Below are 23880 nucleotides of genomic sequence, written 5' to 3' on the forward strand. Positions count from 1 at the left end.
ATGCTTACATATTTAGATTTTGAACAAAAATTAAAAAATATTCAAGATGATATAGAGTCTGCAATTGTTAGGGGTGATATTCATGCTCAAGAGATATTAACAAAAGAACTAGAAAATGAAGTTAAAGCTTTATATAGCAATCTAACGGATTATCAAAAGTTACAATTAGCAAGACATCCAGATAGACCTTATTCTATGGACTATATTGAATTAATTTTGAGTGATTTTTATGAAATTCATGGGGATAGACATTTTAGAGATGATTTAGCAATAGTTTGTTTTATTGGTAAGATTAGAGGACAAACTACTATGGTTATTGCTGAGGAAAAGGGTAGGGGAACTAAAAATAAAATTGCTAGAAACTTTGGTATGCCAAATCCAGAGGGTTATCGTAAGGCTCTAAGAGTAGCAAAAATTGCAGAAAAATTTAATATTCCTATATTAATGCTTGTTGATACAGCAGGGGCATATCCTGGAATTGGGGCAGAAGAGAGAGGGCAAAGTGAAGCCATAGCTAGGAATCTTTTAGAATTTAGCTCTCTTAAAGTGCCAACTGTTGCTATTGTTATTGGTGAGGGCGGAAGTGGAGGAGCACTTGCTATCAGTGTTGCTGATAGATTGGCTATGATGGAGTATTCTGTATTTAGTGTAATATCTCCTGAAGGTTGTTCTGCAATTTTGTGGAATGATTCAATGAAAGTTGAGAATGCTACAAAATCATTAAAAATTGTTCCAGAATACCTACATCAATCAAAATTAATTGATTTTATTATAAAAGAACCATTAGTTGGAGCCCATAGAGATAAAGTTGGTGCAGCAAATGCTATTGTTGATTATTTTTTAACATCAATAAAAGAAATACAAAGTGAAGAAGATTTTGTCTCAATAAGATATAATAAGATTATGGACTATGGTGTTTTTACAGAGAAATAAACTTTAGATAATTTTATGATTTATAAATATTTATATAATTAGGTTTAGTCTATATGAGAATAGCCATTATTTTAATGTTTATTTTAAATATCGTGGTATCACTAGAGCCAAAATATTTATTAAATAGTTATTATAATCCAAATAGGCTTGTATTTAGACTTAACAGTAATGCTTTTGAATGCTCAATGTTGGGTGTTGTTGTTCCATTTTATGGAAATTCTAATAAATGTCTTAATGAAACTTTTAAAAAAATGAGTAATTTAACTATAGGTTATATGCAAAATAATCTTGATATGGAGCAATTATATGGTGTTAGAATTATAAATGGATTTTGCATTATTAGCTTTAGAAATATAATATTAAATGAGAAGATCATTAGTGATGGATATGCAGTAGTTAATAAAGGCTTTGTAAATGATAGTGAGTTTTTAGATAGATTGTTGTATTTGCAGGATATTGCTATTAATAATAAGAAAGGTTTATGGAATAATTTTTATAATGAGATGCAGTGTTTAAAGGATTCTTATTAATGTTTTTATTGACATAAAATAAGCTAAATTGTAGAATCTTCAATTTTTAAAATTAAAAACAAGGAGAAAGTATGAGAAAATATTTAATAATGTTTAGTTTGGCTAGTTTATTTATAATGAGTGCTAATGCAGAGGTTTATGCAACTGTTGATGGTGAAGAAGTTACAGACAAAGATATGATGTTTTTAAAACAAGCTATGCCAAATATTGATTTTAATACTCTTCCAAAAGACATGAGAGATAAGGCAATAGATCAAGCAATAGAAAGAAAATTATTAACAAAAGAAGCAAATAAGGATAAAAATAAAATAGAGAATACAAAAGAATATAAAGAAGCTTTAGATGACTTCAAAGAGACTATGGTTTTAGAACTTTGGATGAGGGGTCAAATGGATAATTTAAAGGTATCTGAAAGTGATATTAAAAAATATTATAATGAAAATAAAGATAAAATGATAATTCCAGAGCAGGCAAATGCAAGACATATTTTAGTAGATAGTGAAAAAGAAGCTAAAGATATTATAAAAGAGCTTGATAAAGCTGGTAAAAATGCAGAATCTAAGTTTATAGAATTAGCAAAGTCAAAATCAAAAGATCCAAGTGCTTCAAATGGTGGGGATTTACCTCCTTTTGTAAAAGAAGGACAAATGATACCAGAATTTTCTAATGCAACTTTTGCACTAAAGCCAAATACTTATACAAAGAATCCTATAAAAACTCAATATGGCTATCATATTATATATTTAAAATCAATACAGCCAAAGGGTGTATTAAAATATGAAGACATCAAGCCAAAACTTCAAGAAGAGTTGAAGTTAGTTAAGTTTAGAGAAGTTATTGCTAATAAGGCTAAAGAATTAAAGAAAAAATCAAAAATAGAAATTAAATAAGGATGTATTAATGCTAGTTTCAGGAAACGAAATACTACAAAAAGCTAATAAAGAGTATTATGGTGTTGGTGCATTTAACTTTGTAAATTACGAAATGCTAAGTTCAATATTTGAAGCTGCAAACGAAGCTAATGCACCAATTATTGTTCAAGCTAGTGAGGGTGCAATAAAATATTTAGGAATTGAATTAGCAGTTGGGATGGTGAAGATTCTAAGCTCTAAATACCCTCATATTCCTGTAGCACTTCACTTAGATCATGGAACTAGTTTTGAATCTTGCAAAAATGCACTTGAGGCTGGATTTACATCAGTAATGATTGATGCTTCACATCATCAATTTGATAAAAATTTAGAGATAACTTCTAAGGTTGTGCAAATGGCACATAAGTATGGGGTGAGTGTCGAGGCTGAATTAGGTAGATTAATGGGAATTGAAGATAATATTAATGTAAGTGAAAAAGATGCTGTGTTGATCAATCCAAAAGAAGCAGAAGTATTTGTAAAAGAAAGTAAAGTAGATTTTCTTGCTCCTGCAATAGGCACAAGCCACGGTGCATTTAAGTTTAAGGGTGAACCAAAGCTTGATTTTGAACGTTTAGAGGAAGTAAAAAAGCTTACAAATATCCCATTAGTTCTTCATGGAGCTAGCTCAATACCAGAATATATTAAAGAATCTTTTCTATCAACAGGTGGTGATTTAAAAGGAAGCAAAGGAGTCCCTTTTGAATTTCTACAAGAGGCAGTAAGGGGTGGCATTAATAAAATTAATACTGATACAGATTTAAGAATAGCATTTATTGCTGAAGTTAGAAAAGTAGCAAATAATGATAATACACAATTTGATTTAAGAAAATTCTTTACACCCGGAAAAGATGCAGTAAAAAAATTAGTGGTTGAAAGAATTAAAATACTAGGTAGTGACAATAAAATTTAGATTAGGAGTAGCAATGGCAATATCAATGGGCGATTTAAAAAAGGGTTTAAAAATTGAAATTGATGGTATTCCATATAGAATTGTTGAATATCAGCATGTAAAACCAGGCAAGGGTCCAGCATTTGTTAGGGCAAAGATAAAATCATTTTTAGATGGTAAAGTAATTGAAAAGACTTTTCATGCAGGCGATAAATGTGAAGAGCCAAATATTGAGGAAAAAACAATGCAATATTTATATCACGATGGAGATTCTTTTCAATTTATGGATAGCTCTACATATGAGCAAATATCGCTTAGTGATGATCAAGTAGGTGATGTTTCAAAATGGATGAAAGAAGGTATTAATGTTTCTATATTATTTCATAATAATAAAGCAATATCTGTTGATGTTCCTCAAGTTGTAGAATTACTAATTACAGAAACTGCACCTAATTTTAAAGGAGATACATCATCTTCATCTAAAAAACCTGCTACCTTAGAGACAGGGGCAGTTGTTCAGATACCATTCCATGTGTTAGAAGGAGAAACTATTAAAGTAAATACAGATACAGGTGAATATTTAGAAAGAGTAAAATAGTATCTATAAATTATTTATATTAGGATATATGGATTTGATTTAATATAAAATATTTTTGTAGCAAATTGTAAAATTATATACAACTTTAATCAATACTACATAATTGAATTATTTTTAAATAATATATAATCAATAAATTTTATATTATTTAAGGATTTAATATGGAAATAATATTAGCATTAATTGGTTTTTTTGGCTTGATTTTAATGGTCATTGTTTTGCTTAATGATAAATTATCACCTGCTAGTTGCTTTATTCTTATTTCTTCAATAGTTGGGTTTGGTTTAGTTGGATTAGAGTATTTAAGTATATTTTTAGATTCTCCTCTTAATATTGGACATTACTTGGAGATAAAAGATAAAAATGGGATATTTACCTTAAAAGAATTGGGTAATTTTATAAAATCTGGTGTTTCTAGTGTGTTAAGCACTACTGCATTATTTATTTTTTCTATTTTATTTTTTACTATTTTAAGTGCTGCAGGGTTGTTTAATAAAATCATAAATATGCTCATTAAAAAAAGTGGAAATAATGTTTATGGAATTACAATACTAACTGTTTTTGTAGCTATAATTGCACATCTTGACGGTTCCGGAGCTTCAACATTTCTTATTGCTATACCTGCCCTTTTACCTATTTACCAAAAATACAATATGCGTCCAACAACACTTATGTTAGTGCTAACTTCCGCTATGGGTGTTATGAATCTACTACCTTGGGGAGGTCCTGTATTACGTGTTGCCACTATTACACAAAAAGATGCTACACAGCTTTATTTTGACTTAATGCCTATGCAAATTACAGGATTGCTTTTAGCTTTAGCTCTAGCTATATATATGGGTTATGTAGAGAAAAAACGTGGAGCTAATTTAATAAATACTAATCAAGAATTTATAAATGATGAAAAAAATCATTTACAAAGAGACAAAAATTTTATTTATAATGTAATTCTTGCATTGTTTGTTTTGGTCTTATTATTTTTTGGAAATTTACCTATTTATTTTCCATTTATGCTTGGAAGTGCTATTGCTCTTTTGATTAACTATCCACAGCTTTCTATGCAAAGTGAGGTTATTAAACAAGCATCAGGAGCTGCTATGATGATGGCAACAACAATTTTAGCAGCTGGAGTTTTAATTGGTGTTTTTGATAAATCTGGAATTATGAAATTAATGGCACATTTAATTTTAGATATTACTCCAAAAGACTTAAGCTCTTATTTAGTTATAATAATTGGTATAAGTGCTGTTCCTATGGCACTTATATTCTGCACCGATTCATATTTTTTTGGAATCTTACCTATTGTAGCAAGTGTTGGTAGTGCTTTTGGGATTGATGCTGTTACTTTGGGTATCGTTATGGCAGTTTGTAGAAATTGTGCTACTTTTATTAGTCCTGTTGTCCCTGCTACATTGCTTGGCTGTGGTCTATCTGGCGTGAGTATTAAAGCACATATTAGGAATTCATTTTTTTATATTTGGGCTATAAGTATCATTTGCCTTTTTGCGGGAATTTTACTAGGGATTATTAAGCTTTAATCTTTTGTAATGGTTTAGCTTTAAAATTTATTTTTATAAAAACAAAAAATACTATAATGATTAACATAATTTAATTAAATAAAGGGAAAAAATGGATTTTTTAAACTCAATAATTATATCTTTTTCAAATTTTATAAATATTTCTAGTGGTTTTTTATATACATATTTTTTGGTTTTTTTTCTTATTGCTTGTGGTCTTTATTTCACTATTAGAACAAATTTTGTACAAATAAGGTTTCTACCTCATATATTGTATATATTAAAAGAAAAAGGGGAAAAGGAGCATATTTCTCCGTTTGGTGCTTTGATGGTTTCTACTGCATCAAGAGTTGGTATTGGGAATATAGTTGGAGTAGCAGTTGCTATTAGTAGTGGTGGTGTTGGAGCATTATTTTGGATGTGGATTATGGCGATAGTTGGTGGGGCTAGTGCATTTATTGAAAGCACATTAGCACAGGTTTATAAAAGAAAAGATGGTGAATTTGGCTATAAAGGAGGTCCTGCTTATTATATAGAATCTGCACTTGGTTCAAGAAAATTTGGCATTATTTTTGCAATTTCACTTATTGCTTGTTTTACATATGGATTTAATAGTTTGCAATCTTTCACTCTTACAAGTGCTTTTGAGGTTTATGTAGGAAGTGACGCTTTTAAAAATGGCAATATCACTATTTTTATAGGTTTAATTACTGCAATTTTAGTAACAGGATTTTATTATGGTGGTTCAAAGGCAAGTGCAATTATTAGCTCTGTGCTTGTTCCGATTATGGCAATTGGATATTTTATAGTTGCAATGATTGTGATTATTTTAAACTTTGGAGAATTGCCTAAAGCATTTTCTAATATTCTCTCTGAAGCATTTGACTTTGAAGCTATTTTTGGAGGATTTGCAGGAAGTGCTATGGTTATTGGAATAAAGAGAGGATTATTTTCTAATGAAGCAGGTATGGGTTCTGCACCAAATGCAGCTGCATCTGCACATACTACTCATCCAGCAAAACAGGGTATGGTGCAAACTCTGTCAGTATTTATTGATACATTAGTTATCTGTTCAGCTAGTGCTTTTATGGTAATTTGTTCCACAGATGATGGGATTAAAGGGCTAAAAGGTCTTCCATTAATGCAGAAGGTTATGGAAGGTTATTTTGGTGAGTTTGGACTTCATTTTATAAGCATTTCTGTTGTTTTGTTTGCTTTTACTTCACTTATTGGTAATCACTTTTATTCAGAAGCAAATTTTAAATTTATTACTAAGAATAAAACTGCTTTAAATATATTTAGGTTTAGTGCAATTTTTATTGTATTTTTAGGTTCTCAAATGAAATTAGAGTTAGCGTGGGATACCGCAGATGTTATTATGGGGATTATGGCTACCATAAATATTGTAGCAATTTTATTACTTGGTAATATCGCAATTAAGGTATTAAAAGATTATGATATGCAGATAAAAGAGGGTAAGAACCCTGTTTTTAAAGCATCTAATGTTGGTATAACAAATACTGAATTTTGGAAATAAATATTTATAATTTATTATTTTGTAAAATTGTTTTCATTATATAATTATAAAAATTTTTGTAAGGATATTAATGAAAAAAAAATACATTATCAACAATATTAGTTGTGCCTCTTGTGCCTCTAAGATTGAAGATAAATTAAGAAAAATAGATTTTATTAACTCTATTAGTATTGATACACTAAATAATACATTAGAAGTTGATTTAGAATCTGATGTTGAAATGAGCTTTTTGGAAGGCAAAATTAAAGAGATTGAATCTCAAATATACCTTAAAGAATATATACAAGATTCTAGCAATCAAGGGTGTGATGATGAAAAAGAATTTAATACAAAAAAAGAGCTTTTTTCTTTATGCTATTTGATTGGAATATTTATTGTTTCAGTTACAATTCTTTATTTTATAGATAATATAATTGTTAAAAATATATTTATTGGAATTTTGGTTATATTGTATATAATCTCTGGGAGAGAAGTTTTTATCAATGCTTTTAGAAGTATCAAAAAGATGGATTTTTTTGATGAAAATACTCTAATGGTTACAGCAACTATTGCAGCATTTTTTATTGGTGCATTTGAGGAGGCTGTAGCTGTAATGCTATTTTTTAGAACGGGAGAGTTTTTTCAGGAAATGGCAGTTAATAACTCTAAAAAATCAATTAAATCTTTACTTCAAATCGCCCCAAATATAGCCCATTTAAAAAAAGATTCTATGTTAGTAGATGTTTCACCAAAAGATTTGAATATTAATGATATAGTGCTTGTTAAACCCGGTGAAAAAATACCTGTTGATGGTGTTGTCTTAAGAGGCGAAAGTTTGCTTGATACAAAAACTCTTACAGGAGAGCCAATACCAAAAGAGGTAAAAGGGGGAGATAAAATTTTAGGTGGAGTGTTAAATCTAAATGGGGTTTTAGAAGTTAAAACTACAAAATTATATAAAGATTCTAGTATTTCTAAGATAATTGATTTAGTGCAAAATGCTACTTCAAATAAAACAAAAACTGAAGGTTTTATAACAAAATTTGCAAGAATCTATACACCAATAGTATTTTTTATTTCCTTATGTATTGCTATTTTACCACCATTATTTGGTTTAGGAGATTTTAGCACTTGGGTTTATAGGGCATTAGTAGTTTTGATGGTTAGTTGTCCTTGTGCTCTTGTAATCAGTGTTCCATTAGCTTATTTTGGAGGAATTGGGGCTGCATCAAAGAACGCTATTTTGATTAAAGGTTCTAATTATTTAGAGGCTTTGAGTGATGTTAGTAATATTGCTTTTGATAAAACAGGGACACTTACAAAAGGCACTTTTAAGATAACTAAAATAGTTCCACAAAATGGTTTTAGCAAAGAGGAAGTTTTGCAATATGCTTTTTGTGCAGAAAATTTCTCAAATCATCCTATTGCCCTTGCTATAAAAGAAGAATATCAAAATTCTTTAAATTCTCATCAATGTGATAATACAAAATTTGAAAATATTAGTGGTATGGGGATAAAGGCAACATGTAATTACAAAGATATTGTAGCTGGTAATGATAAGATATTACATAAGTTTGATATAGAACATAATACTTGTAATGTAAATGGCAGTGTTGCACATATAGCAGTAGATAAAGTATATGCAGGATATATTTTAATTGCAGATGAGCTTAAAGATGATAGTATAGAGGCTATTTCTTCTTTGCATAATTTAGGGGTTGAAAAAATTATTATGCTAACAGGAGATAATGAGTTTGCTTCAAAAGATATTGCACAAAAATTAGGTCTTGATGAAATTTATTGCAATCTTCTTCCGGAAGAAAAAGTAGAAATTTTCTCTAAATTTAAAGCAAATTCAAGAGGAAAAAGTATTTTTGTAGGAGATGGTATTAATGATGCTCCTAGTATTGCTATGGCTGATGTTGGCATTAGTATGGGAACGCTTGGAAGTGATGTTAGTAAAGAGAGTGCAGATGTTTTAATAGTTGATGATAAAATTTCTAAGATAGCAAAAACACTACAAATTGCAAAGAAAACAAAAACTATTGTTTGGCAAAATATTATATTTGCCATAGCTATTAAGGTGTTATTTATCATACTTGGTTCTTTTGGTATAGCAAGTATGTGGGAAGCCGTATTTGGAGATGTTGGAGTTGCACTTCTTGCATTATTTAACTCAATGCGAATTTTAAAAGTTTAGATTTTATAAAGAATGAAATCTATTCAATCCCCTTTTGATATAGATTTATTATCTAACAAGAGAGAATGGATTTTATTTATAACTATATCTTTGCTTATATTTTGTATTGCTATTTTTATTGAATATAGAAATTATAAAGATTTTGTAGAAGCAAAGAATATAAATGCAGAAGTTTTGTTGCAGTATAAAAAGGATTCTAAATATGTCTTGAAATTAAAAAGTGATAATGGATCTATTTTCTATACAACATCAAAAGATGATTTAAAGGATATACGAGGAAGGTTTGTAAATATTTATGGAAAAGCTACTAATGATTGTACATTCTATAAATATTTAAGGAATTGCTTTTTCATTGGGTATTCTATATCACTTTTGCATAAGAGAGAGTTTGCTAAAAATATTATAGATTATATAAATTCCCAGCATTTATCTAAAACTAATAATTTAGATTCTGCTTTGTATATAGAATCTAAGGTTTTTGATGAATTTAATAAAAATATTTTTGCTCAAATGTATCAAAGCCTTTTTTTAGCTAAACCTATGCCACAAGATCTACGAGATATAACAAATATTTTTGGAGTAGCACATATTTTTGCAATTAGTGGCTTTCATCTTGGCATTCTATCATTTGTCTTATATTTTTTCTTAAAATTTCCTTATAGATATTTTCAAAGAAACTACTTTACTTATAGGAATGAATTTTATGATTTAAATTTTGTGATTTTAATCTTTGCATTTATTTATCTTAATATATTATCTTTTTCTCCTAGTTTTTTGAGGTCATTTGTAATGTTTGCATTTGGATTTTTTGTGCTTTGGAAAGGCTTAAAACTGCTTAGTTTTAAGCTACTTTTTGCTTGCGGAATTTTGATTTTATCATTATTCCCTAGAATCTTTTTTTCTATTGCATTTTGGCTATCATTTAGCGGAATTTTTTATATTTACTTATATCTTAAATATTTCAAACTTAAAAATAAGCTATTATATGGAGTATTGCTAAATATTATTGTATTTTTAAATATGCTACCAATTTCGCATTATATATTCTATGATTTTAGTTTATATGCAATATTATCACCATTTATTACAATGCTATTTATTATATTTTATCCATTGGTTTTAATTTTACATATATTTGGTTTTGGTGGAATCTTTGATAACATTTTATCTTTAATCTTATATATTAATTTTTCTAGTTTTGAGCTACAAACGCCATTTTGGTTTTTATGTATATTTTTGTGCGTATCATTTATAGCAATTTTTAATAAATTTGTCTATTATTTTAGTATTTTTTTATCAAGTTTATATTTTCTATATGGTTTTTTAAAAGGGGTATTATGAAAATATTATTTTATATTATAAAGGGGTTATTGGCTATTCTTCCTGTGATTATTTTAATTTGGATTATAAATATTGTATATAACTTTATTACAAATATAATAGATTCTATATTTTCTATAACATATGGTAATTTAACTTCAACTATTATAGTTTGTGTTTTAATGATTGTATCATTATTCTCACTTGGACTAATAGTAGAGAAAAATAAAGAAGCAATTTTTATAAAGATTACAGAATTAATAATTGGGAAGATTCCGCTTATATCATCAGTTTATTCTACATTAAAAGAAGTAATTAATCTCTTTAGTGGTAAGGGAGCAGATAGCTATTTGGGGGTAGTTTATGTTCATATTGGTGAGTATAAAACTATGGGTTTTGTAACAAAAGAATTAGAAGATTCTTATTGGGTTTTTGTGCCAACTACGCCAAATCCAACTTCAGGATTTTTACTTAATGTTAAAAAAGATAGTGTAGAGAAGAGTAACTTAAGCGTTGCAGATGGATTTAAAAAATTAGTTTCACTAGGATTAAAATGATGTTTAAGATGTTAAAAAATTTTAATGAATTAGTAGTTTTTGAACATACTATATTTTCTTCTGCATTTATTTTAATCTCAATGATTGTTGCTGCAAATGGTTGGTTTGGATGGCAGATAATGATTTTATGTGCTTTTGCTTTGATTTCAGCTAGGAATTTTGCAATGGCATTTAATCGCTATTGTGATATTAAGTTTGATAGTCTAAATTTAAGGACAAAAAATCGTCCAAGTGTAGATGGTAGAATCTCTATAAATATGATGATTGGTTTCATTGTGCTTAATGCTTTGCTATTTATTATTGTTTCATATTTTATTAACTCTTTAGCATTAAAATTATCTATTCCATTTTTATTTATTTTAGGAATTTATTCTTATTTTAAACGTTTTAGCTCACTAGCACATTTTATTTTAGGACTTAGTTTAGGTTTAGCTCCTATTGCTGGGGTTGTTGCAGTTTTAGGAGAGATTCCTCTTTGGAGTTTATTTTTATCAATAGGTGTTTTGTTTTGGGTGGCTGGATTTGATTTATTATATTCAATACAAGATATGGATTTTGATAAAGAAAATAATTTATTTTCAATACCATCGTGTTATGGGCTAAAAGTAACTCTAGTAATATCTAGAATCTCACATACCCTAGCAGTAATATTTTGGATTTTATTTATTATTTTTAGTGGAGGTGGAATTTTTGCTTATATAGGAGTATTTAGTGCGTTTTGTATGCTTGTTTATGAGCATTATTTAGTAAATAAGGATTTGTTAAATATTCCTAAAGCATTTTTTCAGACAAACGGCTATTTAGGGTTTGTTTTTTTAATATTTATAATTTTGGATAATACATTATGAGAATAATTAAAGCTCCATTAAAAATAGAATTTTCTAAAATATCTAGTGAATTGGACAATGAGAATTATTTTAAAAATGAGTTTGATAGGCTTTCAGAAAATAATGATGATCCAATTAGCTTATATCTTAGGAATATTCGCTCAAGGGGCAAGGTAATAGATGATAATGAGCCTATCATACAGCTTTTAATCGAGCTTCATAGAAAAGTAGATGCCTTGAGTTTATATATTAAAAAAGAGACTAAAGAATACATTAAGTTAGATATAGAGACTATTTTAGATTCTATTGGACATAGTTTGATAATTTTTCAAAATGATATTTTAGAGACTAGTCAAAAATACTATGCTAGGCTTGATATAGCTATATTCCCAGCAAGAAAAGTGCCAATATTTTTTCAAGCCCTAAATTCAAAAGAGGGTAGAATCTATCTAATGCATAATAGAGATATAGTAGATTTTGATGGATATATTACCGCAAGAGAGCGTAGTTTGATAAGAGAAAATAAAACAAAATCATAAAATTTGCTACAATTTCATAAAATAAAAGGTGAGTAATAAATGAGCAACATATTAATTATAAATATCGGTATAGTAGTTCTTTTTTTATTAATATTTATATTTTTTTATATTAAAGATGGTGATTCTCAAAAGAGACTTGCAAGATATGAAAAATCTTTAGATGACTTAAATAAAGAGATTTATAAGCTTCATAAACTAATCAAAAACCTACCCAATGATAATTCTAAAGCTAATTTTAGAAGTTATATAGATGATATTTATTCAATCATTGAAAAAGATAGAGAGTATGTTGATATTAAACTTCAAGCATTAGAAGATAAGTTAAAAGAAAGTAACTTGTATGCTTCCAACATAAGCTCTAATATCGATGATAGAAGGATAATTTCTATGTTTAAAGATGGTTGGAGTATAGAAAATATCGCAAAAGAACTAATGATTACTAAAAGCGAAGTGGAATTCACCCTAAAACTAGCAGATATTTATTAAATATGCAATTGAAATTTATTATATATGCTATTGTTTTTTCATTAATTGTTGTTTTATCAAACTATGCTGTGCAGTTTAGTATAGCTGGAACTTACCTTACTTATGGGGCTTTAAGCTATCCATTTAGCTTTCTATTCCTTGATATTTTAAGTGAGAAAAATAATAGAAAAGATGTTTTAAAAGTGCTTTCTTTAGGAATTACCATTGCTTTTATTCCATCACTTTTATTAAGTGAGCCCTTGATTGCCATTGCCTCTATATGTGCATTTATGATTTCTCAACCACTTGATGTTTTTTTATTTTATTTTTTTAAGAAAAGACTTCCAAGACTATGGTGGCTAAGAAATAATGCCTCTACAATAATAGCCCAATTTTTTGATACTATGATTTTCTTTAATATAGCCTTTCTTTTTGAAAAGAGTTTTGAAGAGGTATTGATTATGGCATTATTTGATTTTAGTATAAAGGTTCTTTTAAGCATAATAGATACGCCATTTTTCTATATATTTGCAATTAGGATTAAGAATAGAATCTTTGCTTAATATCAATTTTAGATTCTATCTTGGTATAATGGAATTTTTACGAGCAGTTTTAATCAAAGAATAAAGCATTAATGCAAAGAAAATCGTATAGATTCCGCCAATGACTGATAAGGGCTCTAGCATAGCTCTTTTATCAGTGAAGAAGCCAATAGCAGGGATAAGGTATTTAGGCGATGCGAGGAGAATGAATATCGCAGCAGGGTAGGATAAGCATATAAGGATTACTCTTATTATAACCCCTATCAGCCTGAAAATAGTTGAGAGTCTCTCTCCCTTTAACATAAGGATTGCTCTTATACCTATCAGCCTCACACTACACACACTTGCTAAAAATAACCCCACAAAGATTATCCATATCGCTAAATTTATCCCTAATGCCCAATATTGATGTGTAAGTATAAAATGCTTGATATGGATATTGTAGGCTTTGATGAGAATATGAGCATTCAAATCACATAATCCTATATAGTAACAACCAAATCCCGCAATAATCACGTCACTTAGAAACCAAAAGATTCCAATCACAATAAGCAAATTATGCCAAATCCTTAATAAATCTGTATGGTGGTCGGAGGTGTAGCGGTAGAATAAAAGCACCAATTTATCTATCCAATCTTTGCTAAAAAGCGAAGGCTTTTTAGAATCTAATTCTATTTCTTTAGTATAAAGTTCTAATTTATGCCATTGTGAAGCATCAAGTAGGTTATTTTGTTGGATAAGAGTATTTTTGATTACACGATAAGAGTCTCTTATATTATCGATTTGTTTAGGTTTTTGAAAAATTTTTATTAATAAAATCTTTGATTGTATTAAAATTAATTAAATTTATTTCTACATTTATAAAATCCACAAGTTGATTATTTAAAAATGACGATGCAGCAAAAATTGGGGTATTATTAAAACTTGCATTATGAAAACAAGCTCTTTGATGATATATAACATCTATATTGGTAAAATTTTCTTTAAATTTAGCTCCAATAAAATTTACTTTATTTTTAAATTCACAATTATATATATTTAAATTTTTTTAAATATGCATTGTGATAATATGACTTCTTGTTCAAAATTACAAAATTTAAATTCCACATTATCTTCAAATATACAAATAAAATTATTAGTAACACTAAATCTAATGCTATGTGAAAATTTACACAATTCAAATTTTGTTTGGATTTGTTTTGTGTTATTATCATTAACAATCTCATTATAGTCAGCCCCAATAATCTCTACTTTTATTTTAAAAAAATATATTTTTATTTTTTCTTCTTGTTTCTCTAAAATTATTTCATCTATTTCATCCTTACTTTTTGTTTTTCCTAAATATTGCTTGATTGCTTCTGGGGTAATAGAAATAAATTGAATATTATTTTCCAGATTTGGAATATATTTAATTTGTAAAGTTTTGTTGCCTTTATCATATTCTATTCTTACGCTATCCATACTTTTGCCTTATGATGATTTTAAATTATATAATTTGATATATCAAACTGATGATATATCAAATTAAAATCTTATTTTATTTGTGCCTTAATAAAACTTATTCCTTTGGCAGTGATTCTTATATTTGTTAATAGATATTGCATCTCTCCACTCATTTTTGAAACACCATTTGAAACACCATTAATATATCCTTCATCTTATAATGTGTTTAAATCATTGATATAGTCTATTTTGTCTGGTGTATCAGTAGTAAAATTACCACTATCTCCTATACTTACAGAAATAACTCCTTGATTTGATTTTTTGTATATATCAATAAGAATAGCTTGTTGCTTATTTGTCATCTTTTCTCCTTAATTAAAAGATTATTTTTAAGAACCTAATTAGGATTCTACGCGTATTAAAACCAAAATTTAACTTATATTTTATTATCTCATTTTTCACCTCCCTCTATGATTTTGATTTCTTCGCTATTTAAGCCATATAGCTTATACACTAAAGAATCTATTTTAGATTCTAAATTACTTGTATCAGAGTTAGAATCTAAAGCTTTAGTTTCTAAGATTTTATCTACTAGGGAGATGATTTCGTTGCATAAGGATTTATCGTTAAGCTTTGGAAGTGGTATTCTGCCTACACTTTCCCCTGAAAATTGAAAGGATAATCTTGCTTTAGCAAATACAAAAGCATAGCAATACCAATTTAAAACTTTAGAATGTAAAATCCCTAAAATAAGGCGATTAGATAAATATGGTTTGCAAACAATTTGATGAATGGTATTAACGACTCTATATCGCTCTTTATCTTTTTCTATAATACTACCACAAATAGCCGTTCGCTCCCCTGATACACAGGATATAATCCTTTGTAGTAAGATACTATTTTCCTGTATTTTGCTTTTGATGGATAGTGTTAAATATTTAGAAATAAATCCCTTAGGTTTAGATTTTATAAAATATTTTTGGATTTCTTTTCCTCCTAGCACTTTAAAATCACTTTTTTCTTGTTTGATTTCCTTATAAAATATATCACCCCAAATATGTTTCCCACAATCTGTAAGTTTTTCTCCTATATTTTTTCTAATTTTTATTCCAAGATTTAATTCCTCATCTTTTACTCCAAGAGGAAAGATTTCAAATAGTGAAATTAAGGTTTTATTTACTTTTGTTAAATATTTCCTTTGCTCAAAACTAGCTGTTTTATAAGAATCTATCTTAGATTTTTCATTGATTAGATAAATTAGCATTTCAAGGTTTGCGTGTTCAAATGCCTTACTACAATCAATCAATAAAGTAAGATTATCTTTTATATTTTCTCTAGTATTTTTCCAAGTGCTGACATATGCAAGTGATTTTGGCACGATAAAGCAGTTTGTAGAGTTTAAATACAGAAATTGTCTAGCCCTTATAATAAAAAGTTGAGCAGTATTTGATGAGCCAATAGGATAAAGTTTTTTATAAATACTTTTTTCTTTTTTGCTAAGTTCTGCTCCATAAGGGGGATTGCCTATTACAATATCAAAGCCATATTTTAGCTTATCCCCCCCCCATTAGCTTTTATGCCAAACATCCACTCACTATCAAAAAATCCTGCTACACTATTTGGGTCAAAAGGATTCCAATCAAAAATAGGGTTTTCATTTATATCTAGTTTATTGTTATTCTTATTATCTTTGCTAGATTCTTGGGATTTTAAAGCTCCTACTTTAATTATCGCAGTAGAAATATTTCTAGCTATTTTATCCCTCAAGGTAAGATAGGCAGCTTTAACTTGCTCTTTATCTTGTGTATTAAAAGTCTGCTCTCTAATTTTCCTTAGCTCCTCCATATCTTGTATGTAGCCATCATATTGTAAATTATCATGATGTAGAGGGATAAGGCTATTTGCTGAGATAAACTTAAATTCTAAATTAGGCAGAGGCTGTATATTTTCACTTGGTGCATCACAAATAAGCGAGAGGAAGCATCTAAGCCTTGCTATTTCTGTAGCCATTGGTTGAATATCCACTCCATAGATATTATTTTGTAAAATCCTAAGTTTGCGTTCATAGAGATTAGATTGTTTTAGATGTTGCTCTTGTAATAGATTAGATTTTTCAAAATGCTTTGAATACCCTTTATTTTGCATAGCCTCAAATAGAGTATTTTCAATCTCAATTATTTCCTGTAAGATTCCAATGGGGAATGCCCCGCTTCCACAAGCAGGGTCTAAAATCTTTAGACTTGCTAGTGTGTTTAAAACCTCATAACATTCAATTTCACTTAAATCTATGGCATCTTTATCGAAAATGAGTTTTTTTAAGCTTTCTTCATTAATATTTGTATGATTTTTAAGGCTCTCACACAAGCTAGAGGCACACATATAGCTTACAATCTCACGCGGGGTATAATAGCTCCCTGTCTTTTTACGCAAAGATTGTGTATCTTCTAATCTATTATCAGTAAAAAGCACAGAGAGCAAGTTTTCAAAGACTTTGCCTAGCATTTCAGGGTCAAGCCCTACTTCTTCACTATGTAATGTAGCCTCATCAATGGTAAAGTGATAGTTATCAAGTGTCTTAAAAAGCTCATCAAAACGTTCATTTGGGATTTCTAGTGTAGTTATATTTCTATTATTAATATCAAAGTAGTCTTTTTCTTGTGGGGCAAAAAGCCCACCATTTAGATATGGGATAGAATTTAAAAGCTCTTTTATATAAGAATCCAAAAGCCCATAATCTCGATTATCTTTAGGGGTGTTTAATGTGATAAAAAATAGTGGCTCTAAAACTTGATGATAATAGCTTGATGATAATGATATATTCCAAATCTTAGGGCTAACTAATCCTTTCTTTTCTAAAAACTTTACAAAAAGTATCCTAGAAATTAGCCTTAATACAAAGGCTCTCTTAGTATTTTCATCTCTATCATTAGGTAGTTTTATAGAATCTTTAAATTTTATAAAATGCTCTCTAATCTCCTTATAAAAGGCATCAGTTAGAGCAGAGATAGATAGCTTATCTAGTATCTCGCTATAATATTTATCTATTTCTTTATGTGTGATTTTAGGGATAGATTCTAGATTTTTAAGATGAGCTTTAGAGGGAGTAGAAAGCAATATATCTTTAATTAATGTGATTTTATCTATCACATCTTTTTCTACTTTGGAATTTTTATCATATCTCCTTGTAGCAAAGGCGATAGAGAGGCTATCTTTGCTAATAAAAAAGAGAATATTATAGCTTTTTATTTTCTTATTAATTGCTCTAATTGCTCTAATAAGCTCACTTTTATGGTGAGTTTGTGTGGGGATAAGGCTAAAGGCTAGGTTCTTATGTTCGGTATTTTTTGCTTGTTGAAGTTCAGATTCCCAATCTGCATTAGTAAAATAAACGAGGGTTTTTTGAAAATCAAAAAGTGAGAGTAAGTCTTCATTTTTATGCTCATTTGTAAGATTTATAATATCGCTAGTATCAGCTGTGGTTAGTTTCTCAAAACCAAAGAGAGTATCTAAGAGAGTTTTAAAAGATTCTTTTGTTGGCTTTAAGTTTGCTAAAATTTTTTTAATATCTTGCATTGCTTTTATTTCCTTTCTATAATAGCTATTTCTTCATCTGTTAGGTTATAGAGGGCATAGACTAGAGAATCTATTTTAGATTCTAAGCCTCTTGTATCAAAGCTAGAATCTTTAGCTTTAGAATCTAGTATTTTATTAACTAGGGAGATAATTTCATTATATAAGTGTTGATTTGAATCTGTGATTTGAGGGATAGGCAAATCCTCTAATTCATAAATATTAATATTATTATTTGTGCTAGTTTTCCTAAAAAGCCAATCTAGCACTTTAGAATTAAGAAGTCCAACAAGATATTTTGCTTCTTTTGCATTCGGCAAAAATAGCATTTTTGTCGAATCCAAAAACACGAATTTCGTGTTTTTGGATTCTAACAATGTGCAATGTATGCGATTCTTATCAGCTGTGCCTGTAATACCTTGAATAGCAATAATGTATTTTCCCTTTAGATTTCTTTGAATAATGCTTTTTGCTTCTTCAGTAATTTTGCAATTCATAAAATTATTATCTAAATGGTAGCGATGGATATTTTCACCTTTAATAATATAAAATCCTGTGTTAGAATTTGAGAGGATTCTTTTTAAATGTATGGTATTAATATTCCCCTGTAGTGTCCTCTCAATCAAGCTTCCAAGCAAGATTTTATCTCTCTTTATTTTTTGAATTAGCTTCATTTCACCTTTTTTAATTAAAGGGATTTCAAATCTATTTGGATAAAGGGTTATTATGGAGCTTTGCTTTATAGATTCAAAAATTAGCTTATCTATTGTGGTTTTGTCATTATTGATAGAAAGTTTTAAGCTTTCATAATCTTTATGTTTTTGTTTAAGGCATAAAAGAATGCAAGTGCTTTGAAGAGCACTCTTAAATACTTGTCCTTCTTTTGTGAGAGCTTTTTTAGGAAACTCTATAATTTGTCTTATAGAATTTTTTGTAAGTAAAAGCTCCCTTGTATAAGAGGCAGATAAATCACACATTATTGAGCTTTGTGTGATTAGACAAAAGATACCTTTATTAGAAGTGAGGTTATAGGAATGCTCTACAAAAACTTTATATAGATTTTGTTTGCCCTTGTCTTTACCCTCACTATAAGGGAAAGTTTTATTTGGATAGATACCCTTAGGCACTTGAGAATACGGGGGATTACCTATTACAATATCAAAGCCTGTGTTAGTATGTGTATTATGTATAGATTGGTTTTTACTCATTTATTTTTCCTTGTAAAATCTTAAAAATTTGATATGATTTTGCTTTCATAATTTAGCCCTTATTAAGGCTTTCTAGTAGCTTAAAGTCTGGGTTAAGCAGTAGCCATGCAACTAGCTTAAATTTAATCTCTATTACAGAGATTAGTCCGCAATCGCTTGTTTTAGTTTTATCTATTTGCTTTTGGTGCTCTTTTATTTGGCTCTCAAGCTCATTTGTTAAGCTCTTAAAAATCTCTTTTAAAAAGCTTAAGTTTCTATAATTATTAGAGATATTTTCTAGGGTTTCAAAGGCGGCTCTATCGATACTATCACTATCTTTTAGAATATCTATGCGATATAAATTTTCTATATTATCTTTATGATAGACACTAGGGTGTAGGCTATTTGTCTTTAAGTCATATAGTGCATAATAGTATTTTTTAGAATCTAGGTCTTGCAGTAGGGCAAAGAGATGATGATAGGGCAGAGTGCTATCATTTGCAATTGAGAAGATTCCATCTGGCAGGGTAGAATCTAAAGTATCATAATGTAAATTGTAGGATAGCTCTTTTAGATAGCTCTCAATCGTGCTAAATTTATTAAATTCATTTTCTTCTATAATGCTATTTTCTATATTTTCACTATCCATTGCCTCATAGGCTCTAGCCCTTCTTTCTTCAAACATCTTAGCATCTTTAGCATTTTTAAGGGCGTGTGGGTCATCTATGCTAGTAGCAGTTTGTGCTACAGTGATTTTAAACTTAAGTTTAGATTCTAGTTGTATATAGGAGTTTATATCAGTATCTGGGAAAAAATGGGTAATGTAATTTTCTTTGTGGCTTGAACCAATACGCCAAATTCGCCCTATGCGTTGGATTGATCTCACAGGATTAAATGCAATATCCCAATTAAGTAGATTTTGGCAGTCCTGTAAATTTGCCCCCTCACTTAAAACATCAGTGGCAACTAAAATATCAATCTCTCTATCTTGTGTGCTAAGAGAGGCTTTTAGAGATTTTGGAGAAAATCGCGATTTTATCCTAACAAAGCTTTTAGTATCACTATCTCCTGTGAGAGATTCTATACATAAGTTAGGATAGCTCTCTTTTAAAGTATCACTAATGACTTTTGCTGTGGGAATAGATTCAGTAAAGATAAGTAGCTTTTGCTTTCTTATTTGTGGGATAGAATTAATAATCTCGCAAAGCTGTTTATATTTGGGAGTTTCTTTAAAATCCATTTTTGAATTATAATTTTCAAATTTTTTTGCAATACTCTCTAAAATAGCTAAATCTTTTTTAACGACCTTTTCAAACTCTGGGCTTAGCATATTTAGGTGATTATTTTCATCAAGCTTTTTTAGGCTGGTAGGAAAGCTATTTTCTTCTTTTATTTCCTCTTCATCATCATAATCATTATATTTTTCTTCATTAGGAGCTTTTAGCGTGGTAAGGTAGGAGTGATGATAATCTATGATTTTTTGAATAATTGGCAAAAAAGCGTCAATAGAGCTTTCTAGAGCCTTAAGAAGCTTCATACAAATAAAGCCTCTTGGCGTTGTGTATTCACCTAGGTTTTCAATTTGTTTATCATAGCTATCTCTTATATCTTTTGGTAAGAATTTGTAAGGGTCATAAATGCTAAATGAGATAGATGTATTTTCATCTGTGGATTTTTCTATACCTAAAAGATTACTTAAGCTATCAAAATTAAATTCAATATGAGGTGGCACAGAGGAGCAATAATGCCTTGTAATGTGCTGCTTTGGCATATCTTTATTAAGGGCTTTTAAATAATTAATAATTTGCTTACTTGAGCGAGAAAATATAAGTTCTGTTAGAGCATAATAATTATCATTAAGATTTATTTCTTTATTGTTACTCAAGGCATCTTCGTGGGCTTTTTTGGCTTTTAGGCAAATATTTTTTGGGTCTAGTTTAAAAGATGGATTCTTAGTGTTTGTAATATATTTAGATTTTAAGCAAAGCTGATTTGCTAAATCTAGGTAATTATTATTAATAGGTGTGGCTGAAAGAAGTAGGATTTTAGCTTTAGGATTTAGATTGCTTCTTAGCTTTTGATAGCGATTTTGTTTTTTACTTGTTGTTCTAGGTTCGCCATTGCGGAAATTATGAGATTCATCAATGATTATTAGCTCAGCAGATTGAAGAAATCCAATTTTTTCTTTTGATTTTTCTTGTGCTTGATGATAGCTAAGAATTCTTACTCTAAACTTCATATTATCAATAAAACTTTTTAAATTATAATCTTGCATATTTTCGGTAATAAAATAGCTCTCCCATTGAGGAATGAGATTTTTAGGAGCAATAATAACTATATTATTATATACGCTTGCAACGCCTAGGGCACTAAGCGTTTTACCAGCACCCACAGGGTCAGCTAGTAGAGCTATTTGATATTTTTTTAAACGCTTTATTAGCTCACTAGCTGCTATTTTTTGAAAATCATAAAGATTAAAGGCTTTAACTGCTTCATTTAGGGCTTTAGATTTATTAGTATTTAGATTATCTTCTTTTGGGATGGTGGAGAGAAATTTAATAAAAATATCTCTAGGTGAGTGGTAGAAAAATCCTGTATTAAGAGAATCTAGCACTTCATTTGTAGAATCTTCACATTCTTTTATAAGATTTTCAAAATATTTTAAAGATTGTTCTGTGTCATTTTTAGAATCTACAAGGAGACTTAGCTCTTTATTACTTCTATCCCCATAGAGTCCAAGCCCGCTTGCAGTAAAATTTGCACTACCTATAATAGCATAGGATTTAAGAGAGGGATTACCCTCTTTGTGGATTAAGTATAGCTTAGAATGAATTAAAATAGGGCGATCATTAAACTTACTATTAAACTTATAGATTTTAATATTAGCATTCTTAATAAAATTATGGGCAGTTTTTGAATCAGAGATTTCTTCAATTTGCTTATCAAAGTCTTTAATCTCAAGGTCAAATGGGTCATAAAAGTAGAATCTAATGGGATTAGATTTATCACATGTATCACTAGGATTTGTTTGCCCTATGATAATATGTAAGGAATTAATTTTTTGAGAAAATCTATTAGATATTTCTACAAAGGCTTTAGCGTTAAAAAACCCACTAATAATCCATAAATCAACCCTTTGTTGATAGGTGCTAAAAATATATTCTAATCTTTCAATAAGGGTATTAGAAGGGCTATTATCAATTAGATTTGAAGTAAAAGAATTTTGACTAGAAGCTAGAGGGCTTTTACTATCCTCCCCCCCCCATTAAGCAATATTTCCATTTTTTCTCCTAAGCTTGTTTGTTAAAAATAATTATAGCATAAAGAGTTATTTACTATTTTTGTTGCATATATTGTATAAACTTAATAAAATAATAAAAAAATTAATTAATATTAAACTATAATGAGAGTTTAAATTTTAATTTAAAGGATAATAGATGAAAAAAATCTTATTGAAAATAGCAATAATAGCTGGATCTTTTGTAGTAACAAATGCAGCAACAATAGATGAGAGCACATTAAAGCTAGATTTTGAAGGTTATAAGACCAAGGATCGTGTAGCTACAATCGGTAGTTTTAATGATGTAAAATATAGTTTAAATAAAGACACCTCAAGCATAACTAGTACATTTAAAGGAGCTAAAGCTATAATAGACCCAAATAATGTAGATATGAATGTAGATGAAATAACTAATAATATTAAAAACGCTTTTTTTAAAACTCTAAATAAAGGTGCTAAATTTGAAGTTGAAATTGTAAATGTAGTTGAAGGAGATAATCAAGGTTTGTTAAGTGGAATTGTTAAGATTGGCAAAGAAAAATCAAATCTACCTCTAAGCTATACTATAAATGAGAGTGATTTTTTTGCTGAAGGTGAGCTTGATTTAAGTGTATTTAAAAATTCATCTAAAGCTCTTAAAGCTTTAAGTGATGTAGCCCCCGGACACGCTGGTTTTAGTTGGCCACTTGTAAAAGTTACATTAAGTGGTAAAGTAAAATAAATATTTTAATATATTTATTGTAAAATCCTTTTGGATTTTACCCAACTTACAAATATAAAAAAGCTTACAATTCTGCTTTTCTTAAATCATTCTAAAGTTAGCTAAATTCTTAAAGAATCTTAATTTCAAATATTGCGTTATTAATGAATAAATATTTTTAACAAATTTTTATATAAAAATTGACTTACATTGGTATATGGTTTTTATCTTTTTATTAAAATATTTTATATTTTAATAAGGAGTTAGCCTAATGAATTTCTTGACATCTTTGCCAGAGGGGTGGCAGTTTGGTATTCAGTTGCTTGTGGTGCTTGTATGCCTTTTCTATGGCG

General features: G+C 28.8%; 21 protein-coding genes and 2 pseudogenes. 15 read left to right on the top strand and 8 right to left on the bottom strand.

The features are described from left to right. The 14 genes from accA to CQA44_RS06715 all read left to right on the top strand — a co-directional run bounded on the left by accA (nucleotide 1) and on the right by CQA44_RS06715 (nucleotide 13368). Entirely contained in the window at nucleotides 1-933 is a 933-nt protein-coding gene (gene accA, locus CQA44_RS06650) for an acetyl-CoA carboxylase carboxyl transferase subunit alpha (protein ID WP_115546499.1), read from the top strand. 53 nt (nucleotides 934-986) lie between these two features. After that, a complete protein-coding gene (locus tag CQA44_RS06655; RefSeq protein WP_115546500.1) occupies nucleotides 987-1463 on the top strand; it encodes a thermonuclease family protein in 477 nt (158 codons plus the stop codon). Between the two features lie 71 nt (nucleotides 1464-1534). After that, nucleotides 1535-2353 carry a DUF1947 domain-containing protein gene (locus tag CQA44_RS06660; protein ID WP_115546501.1) on the top strand — a complete coding sequence of 273 codons (819 nt, stop codon included), beginning with the start codon at nucleotides 1535-1537 and terminating at the stop codon, nucleotides 2351-2353. Between the two features lie 10 nt (nucleotides 2354-2363). Further along, entirely contained in the window at nucleotides 2364-3287 is a 924-nt protein-coding gene (locus tag CQA44_RS06665) for a class II fructose-bisphosphate aldolase (RefSeq protein ID WP_115546502.1), read from the top strand. A gap of 13 nt (nucleotides 3288-3300) precedes the next feature. Next, a complete protein-coding gene (gene efp / locus CQA44_RS06670) occupies nucleotides 3301-3864 on the top strand; it encodes an elongation factor P (protein ID WP_115546503.1) in 564 nt (187 codons plus the stop codon). A gap of 161 nt (nucleotides 3865-4025) precedes the next feature. Further along, entirely contained in the window at nucleotides 4026-5402 is a 1377-nt protein-coding gene (locus CQA44_RS06675) for an SLC13 family permease (RefSeq protein ID WP_115546504.1), read from the top strand. A 91-nt stretch (nucleotides 5403-5493) separates the two neighbouring features. Continuing rightward, nucleotides 5494-6918 carry a sodium:alanine symporter family protein gene (locus tag CQA44_RS06680; RefSeq protein ID WP_115546505.1) on the top strand — a complete coding sequence of 475 codons (1425 nt, stop codon included), beginning with the start codon at nucleotides 5494-5496 and terminating at the stop codon, nucleotides 6916-6918. A 70-nt stretch (nucleotides 6919-6988) separates the two neighbouring features. After that, complete coding sequence (locus CQA44_RS06685) at nucleotides 6989-9097, top strand: heavy metal translocating P-type ATPase (protein WP_115546506.1); 2109 nt, start codon at nucleotides 6989-6991, stop codon at nucleotides 9095-9097. Nucleotides 9098-9109: 12 nt separating this feature from the next. Then, complete coding sequence (locus tag CQA44_RS06690; RefSeq protein ID WP_115546507.1) at nucleotides 9110-10438, top strand: ComEC/Rec2 family competence protein; 1329 nt, start codon at nucleotides 9110-9112, stop codon at nucleotides 10436-10438. Beyond that, complete coding sequence (locus CQA44_RS06695; RefSeq protein ID WP_181881809.1) at nucleotides 10435-10974, top strand: DUF502 domain-containing protein; 540 nt, start codon at nucleotides 10435-10437, stop codon at nucleotides 10972-10974. The genes CQA44_RS06690 and CQA44_RS06695 overlap by 4 nt, the downstream gene beginning before the upstream one ends. Further along, the gene (gene mqnP, locus CQA44_RS06700; RefSeq protein ID WP_408941379.1) at nucleotides 10965-11822 is read left to right on the top strand and encodes a menaquinone biosynthesis prenyltransferase MqnP; all 858 of its coding nucleotides are present in this window, start codon (nucleotides 10965-10967) and stop codon (nucleotides 11820-11822) included. The genes CQA44_RS06695 and mqnP overlap by 10 nt, the downstream gene beginning before the upstream one ends. Next, complete coding sequence (locus CQA44_RS06705) at nucleotides 11819-12340, top strand: hypothetical protein (RefSeq protein WP_115546509.1); 522 nt, start codon at nucleotides 11819-11821, stop codon at nucleotides 12338-12340. The genes mqnP and CQA44_RS06705 overlap by 4 nt, the downstream gene beginning before the upstream one ends. Nucleotides 12341-12379: 39 nt before the next feature. Further along, entirely contained in the window at nucleotides 12380-12826 is a 447-nt protein-coding gene (locus CQA44_RS06710; RefSeq protein WP_115546510.1) for a hypothetical protein, read from the top strand. 2 nt (nucleotides 12827-12828) lie between these two features. Continuing rightward, a complete protein-coding gene (locus CQA44_RS06715) occupies nucleotides 12829-13368 on the top strand; it encodes a queuosine precursor transporter (RefSeq protein WP_115546511.1) in 540 nt (179 codons plus the stop codon). 15 nt (nucleotides 13369-13383) lie between these two features. Here CQA44_RS06715 and CQA44_RS06720 read toward each other — a convergent pair whose 3' ends face one another. From CQA44_RS06720 to CQA44_RS13185, 8 genes and pseudogenes are all read right to left on the bottom strand, one after another. Further along, nucleotides 13384-13968, bottom strand: a complete 585-nt coding sequence (locus tag CQA44_RS06720; RefSeq protein ID WP_147289759.1) for a hypothetical protein — start codon at nucleotides 13966-13968, stop codon at nucleotides 13384-13386. A gap of 417 nt (nucleotides 13969-14385) precedes the next feature. Then, entirely contained in the window at nucleotides 14386-14808 is a 423-nt protein-coding gene (locus tag CQA44_RS06725) for a hypothetical protein (RefSeq protein WP_115546513.1), read from the bottom strand. Nucleotides 14809-15005: 197 nt separating this feature from the next. Then, nucleotides 15006-15152, bottom strand: a complete 147-nt coding sequence (locus tag CQA44_RS12540) for a hypothetical protein (protein WP_181881810.1) — start codon at nucleotides 15150-15152, stop codon at nucleotides 15006-15008. An 89-nt stretch (nucleotides 15153-15241) separates the two neighbouring features. Beyond that, a pseudogene (locus CQA44_RS06730) lies at nucleotides 15242-16327 on the bottom strand (Eco57I restriction-modification methylase domain-containing protein); the annotation flags it as partial. Nucleotides 16328-16338: 11 nt separating this feature from the next. After that, complete coding sequence (locus CQA44_RS06735; RefSeq protein ID WP_115546515.1) at nucleotides 16339-18363, bottom strand: DNA methyltransferase; 2025 nt, start codon at nucleotides 18361-18363, stop codon at nucleotides 16339-16341. Between the two features lie 5 nt (nucleotides 18364-18368). Continuing rightward, nucleotides 18369-19568, bottom strand: coding sequence for an Eco57I restriction-modification methylase domain-containing protein (locus CQA44_RS06740; protein ID WP_115546516.1), 1200 nt, complete (start codon nucleotides 19566-19568; stop codon nucleotides 18369-18371). Nucleotides 19569-19620: 52 nt separating this feature from the next. Next, nucleotides 19621-22161 (bottom strand): DEAD/DEAH box helicase, encoded by a 2541-nt coding sequence (locus CQA44_RS06745; protein ID WP_258864924.1) that lies wholly within the window; start codon nucleotides 22159-22161, stop codon nucleotides 19621-19623. Between the two features lie 9 nt (nucleotides 22162-22170). Further along, nucleotides 22171-22749 (bottom strand): annotated as a pseudogene (locus tag CQA44_RS13185) (phospholipase D-like domain-containing protein); the annotation flags it as partial. A 235-nt stretch (nucleotides 22750-22984) separates the two neighbouring features. Here CQA44_RS13185 and CQA44_RS06750 point away from each other — a divergent pair. Further along, the gene (locus tag CQA44_RS06750) at nucleotides 22985-23548 is read left to right on the top strand and encodes a hypothetical protein (RefSeq protein WP_115546518.1); all 564 of its coding nucleotides are present in this window, start codon (nucleotides 22985-22987) and stop codon (nucleotides 23546-23548) included. The last annotated feature ends 332 nt before the right edge of the window (nucleotides 23549-23880 follow it).

This window comes from Helicobacter sp. MIT 14-3879 (genome assembly GCF_003364125.1).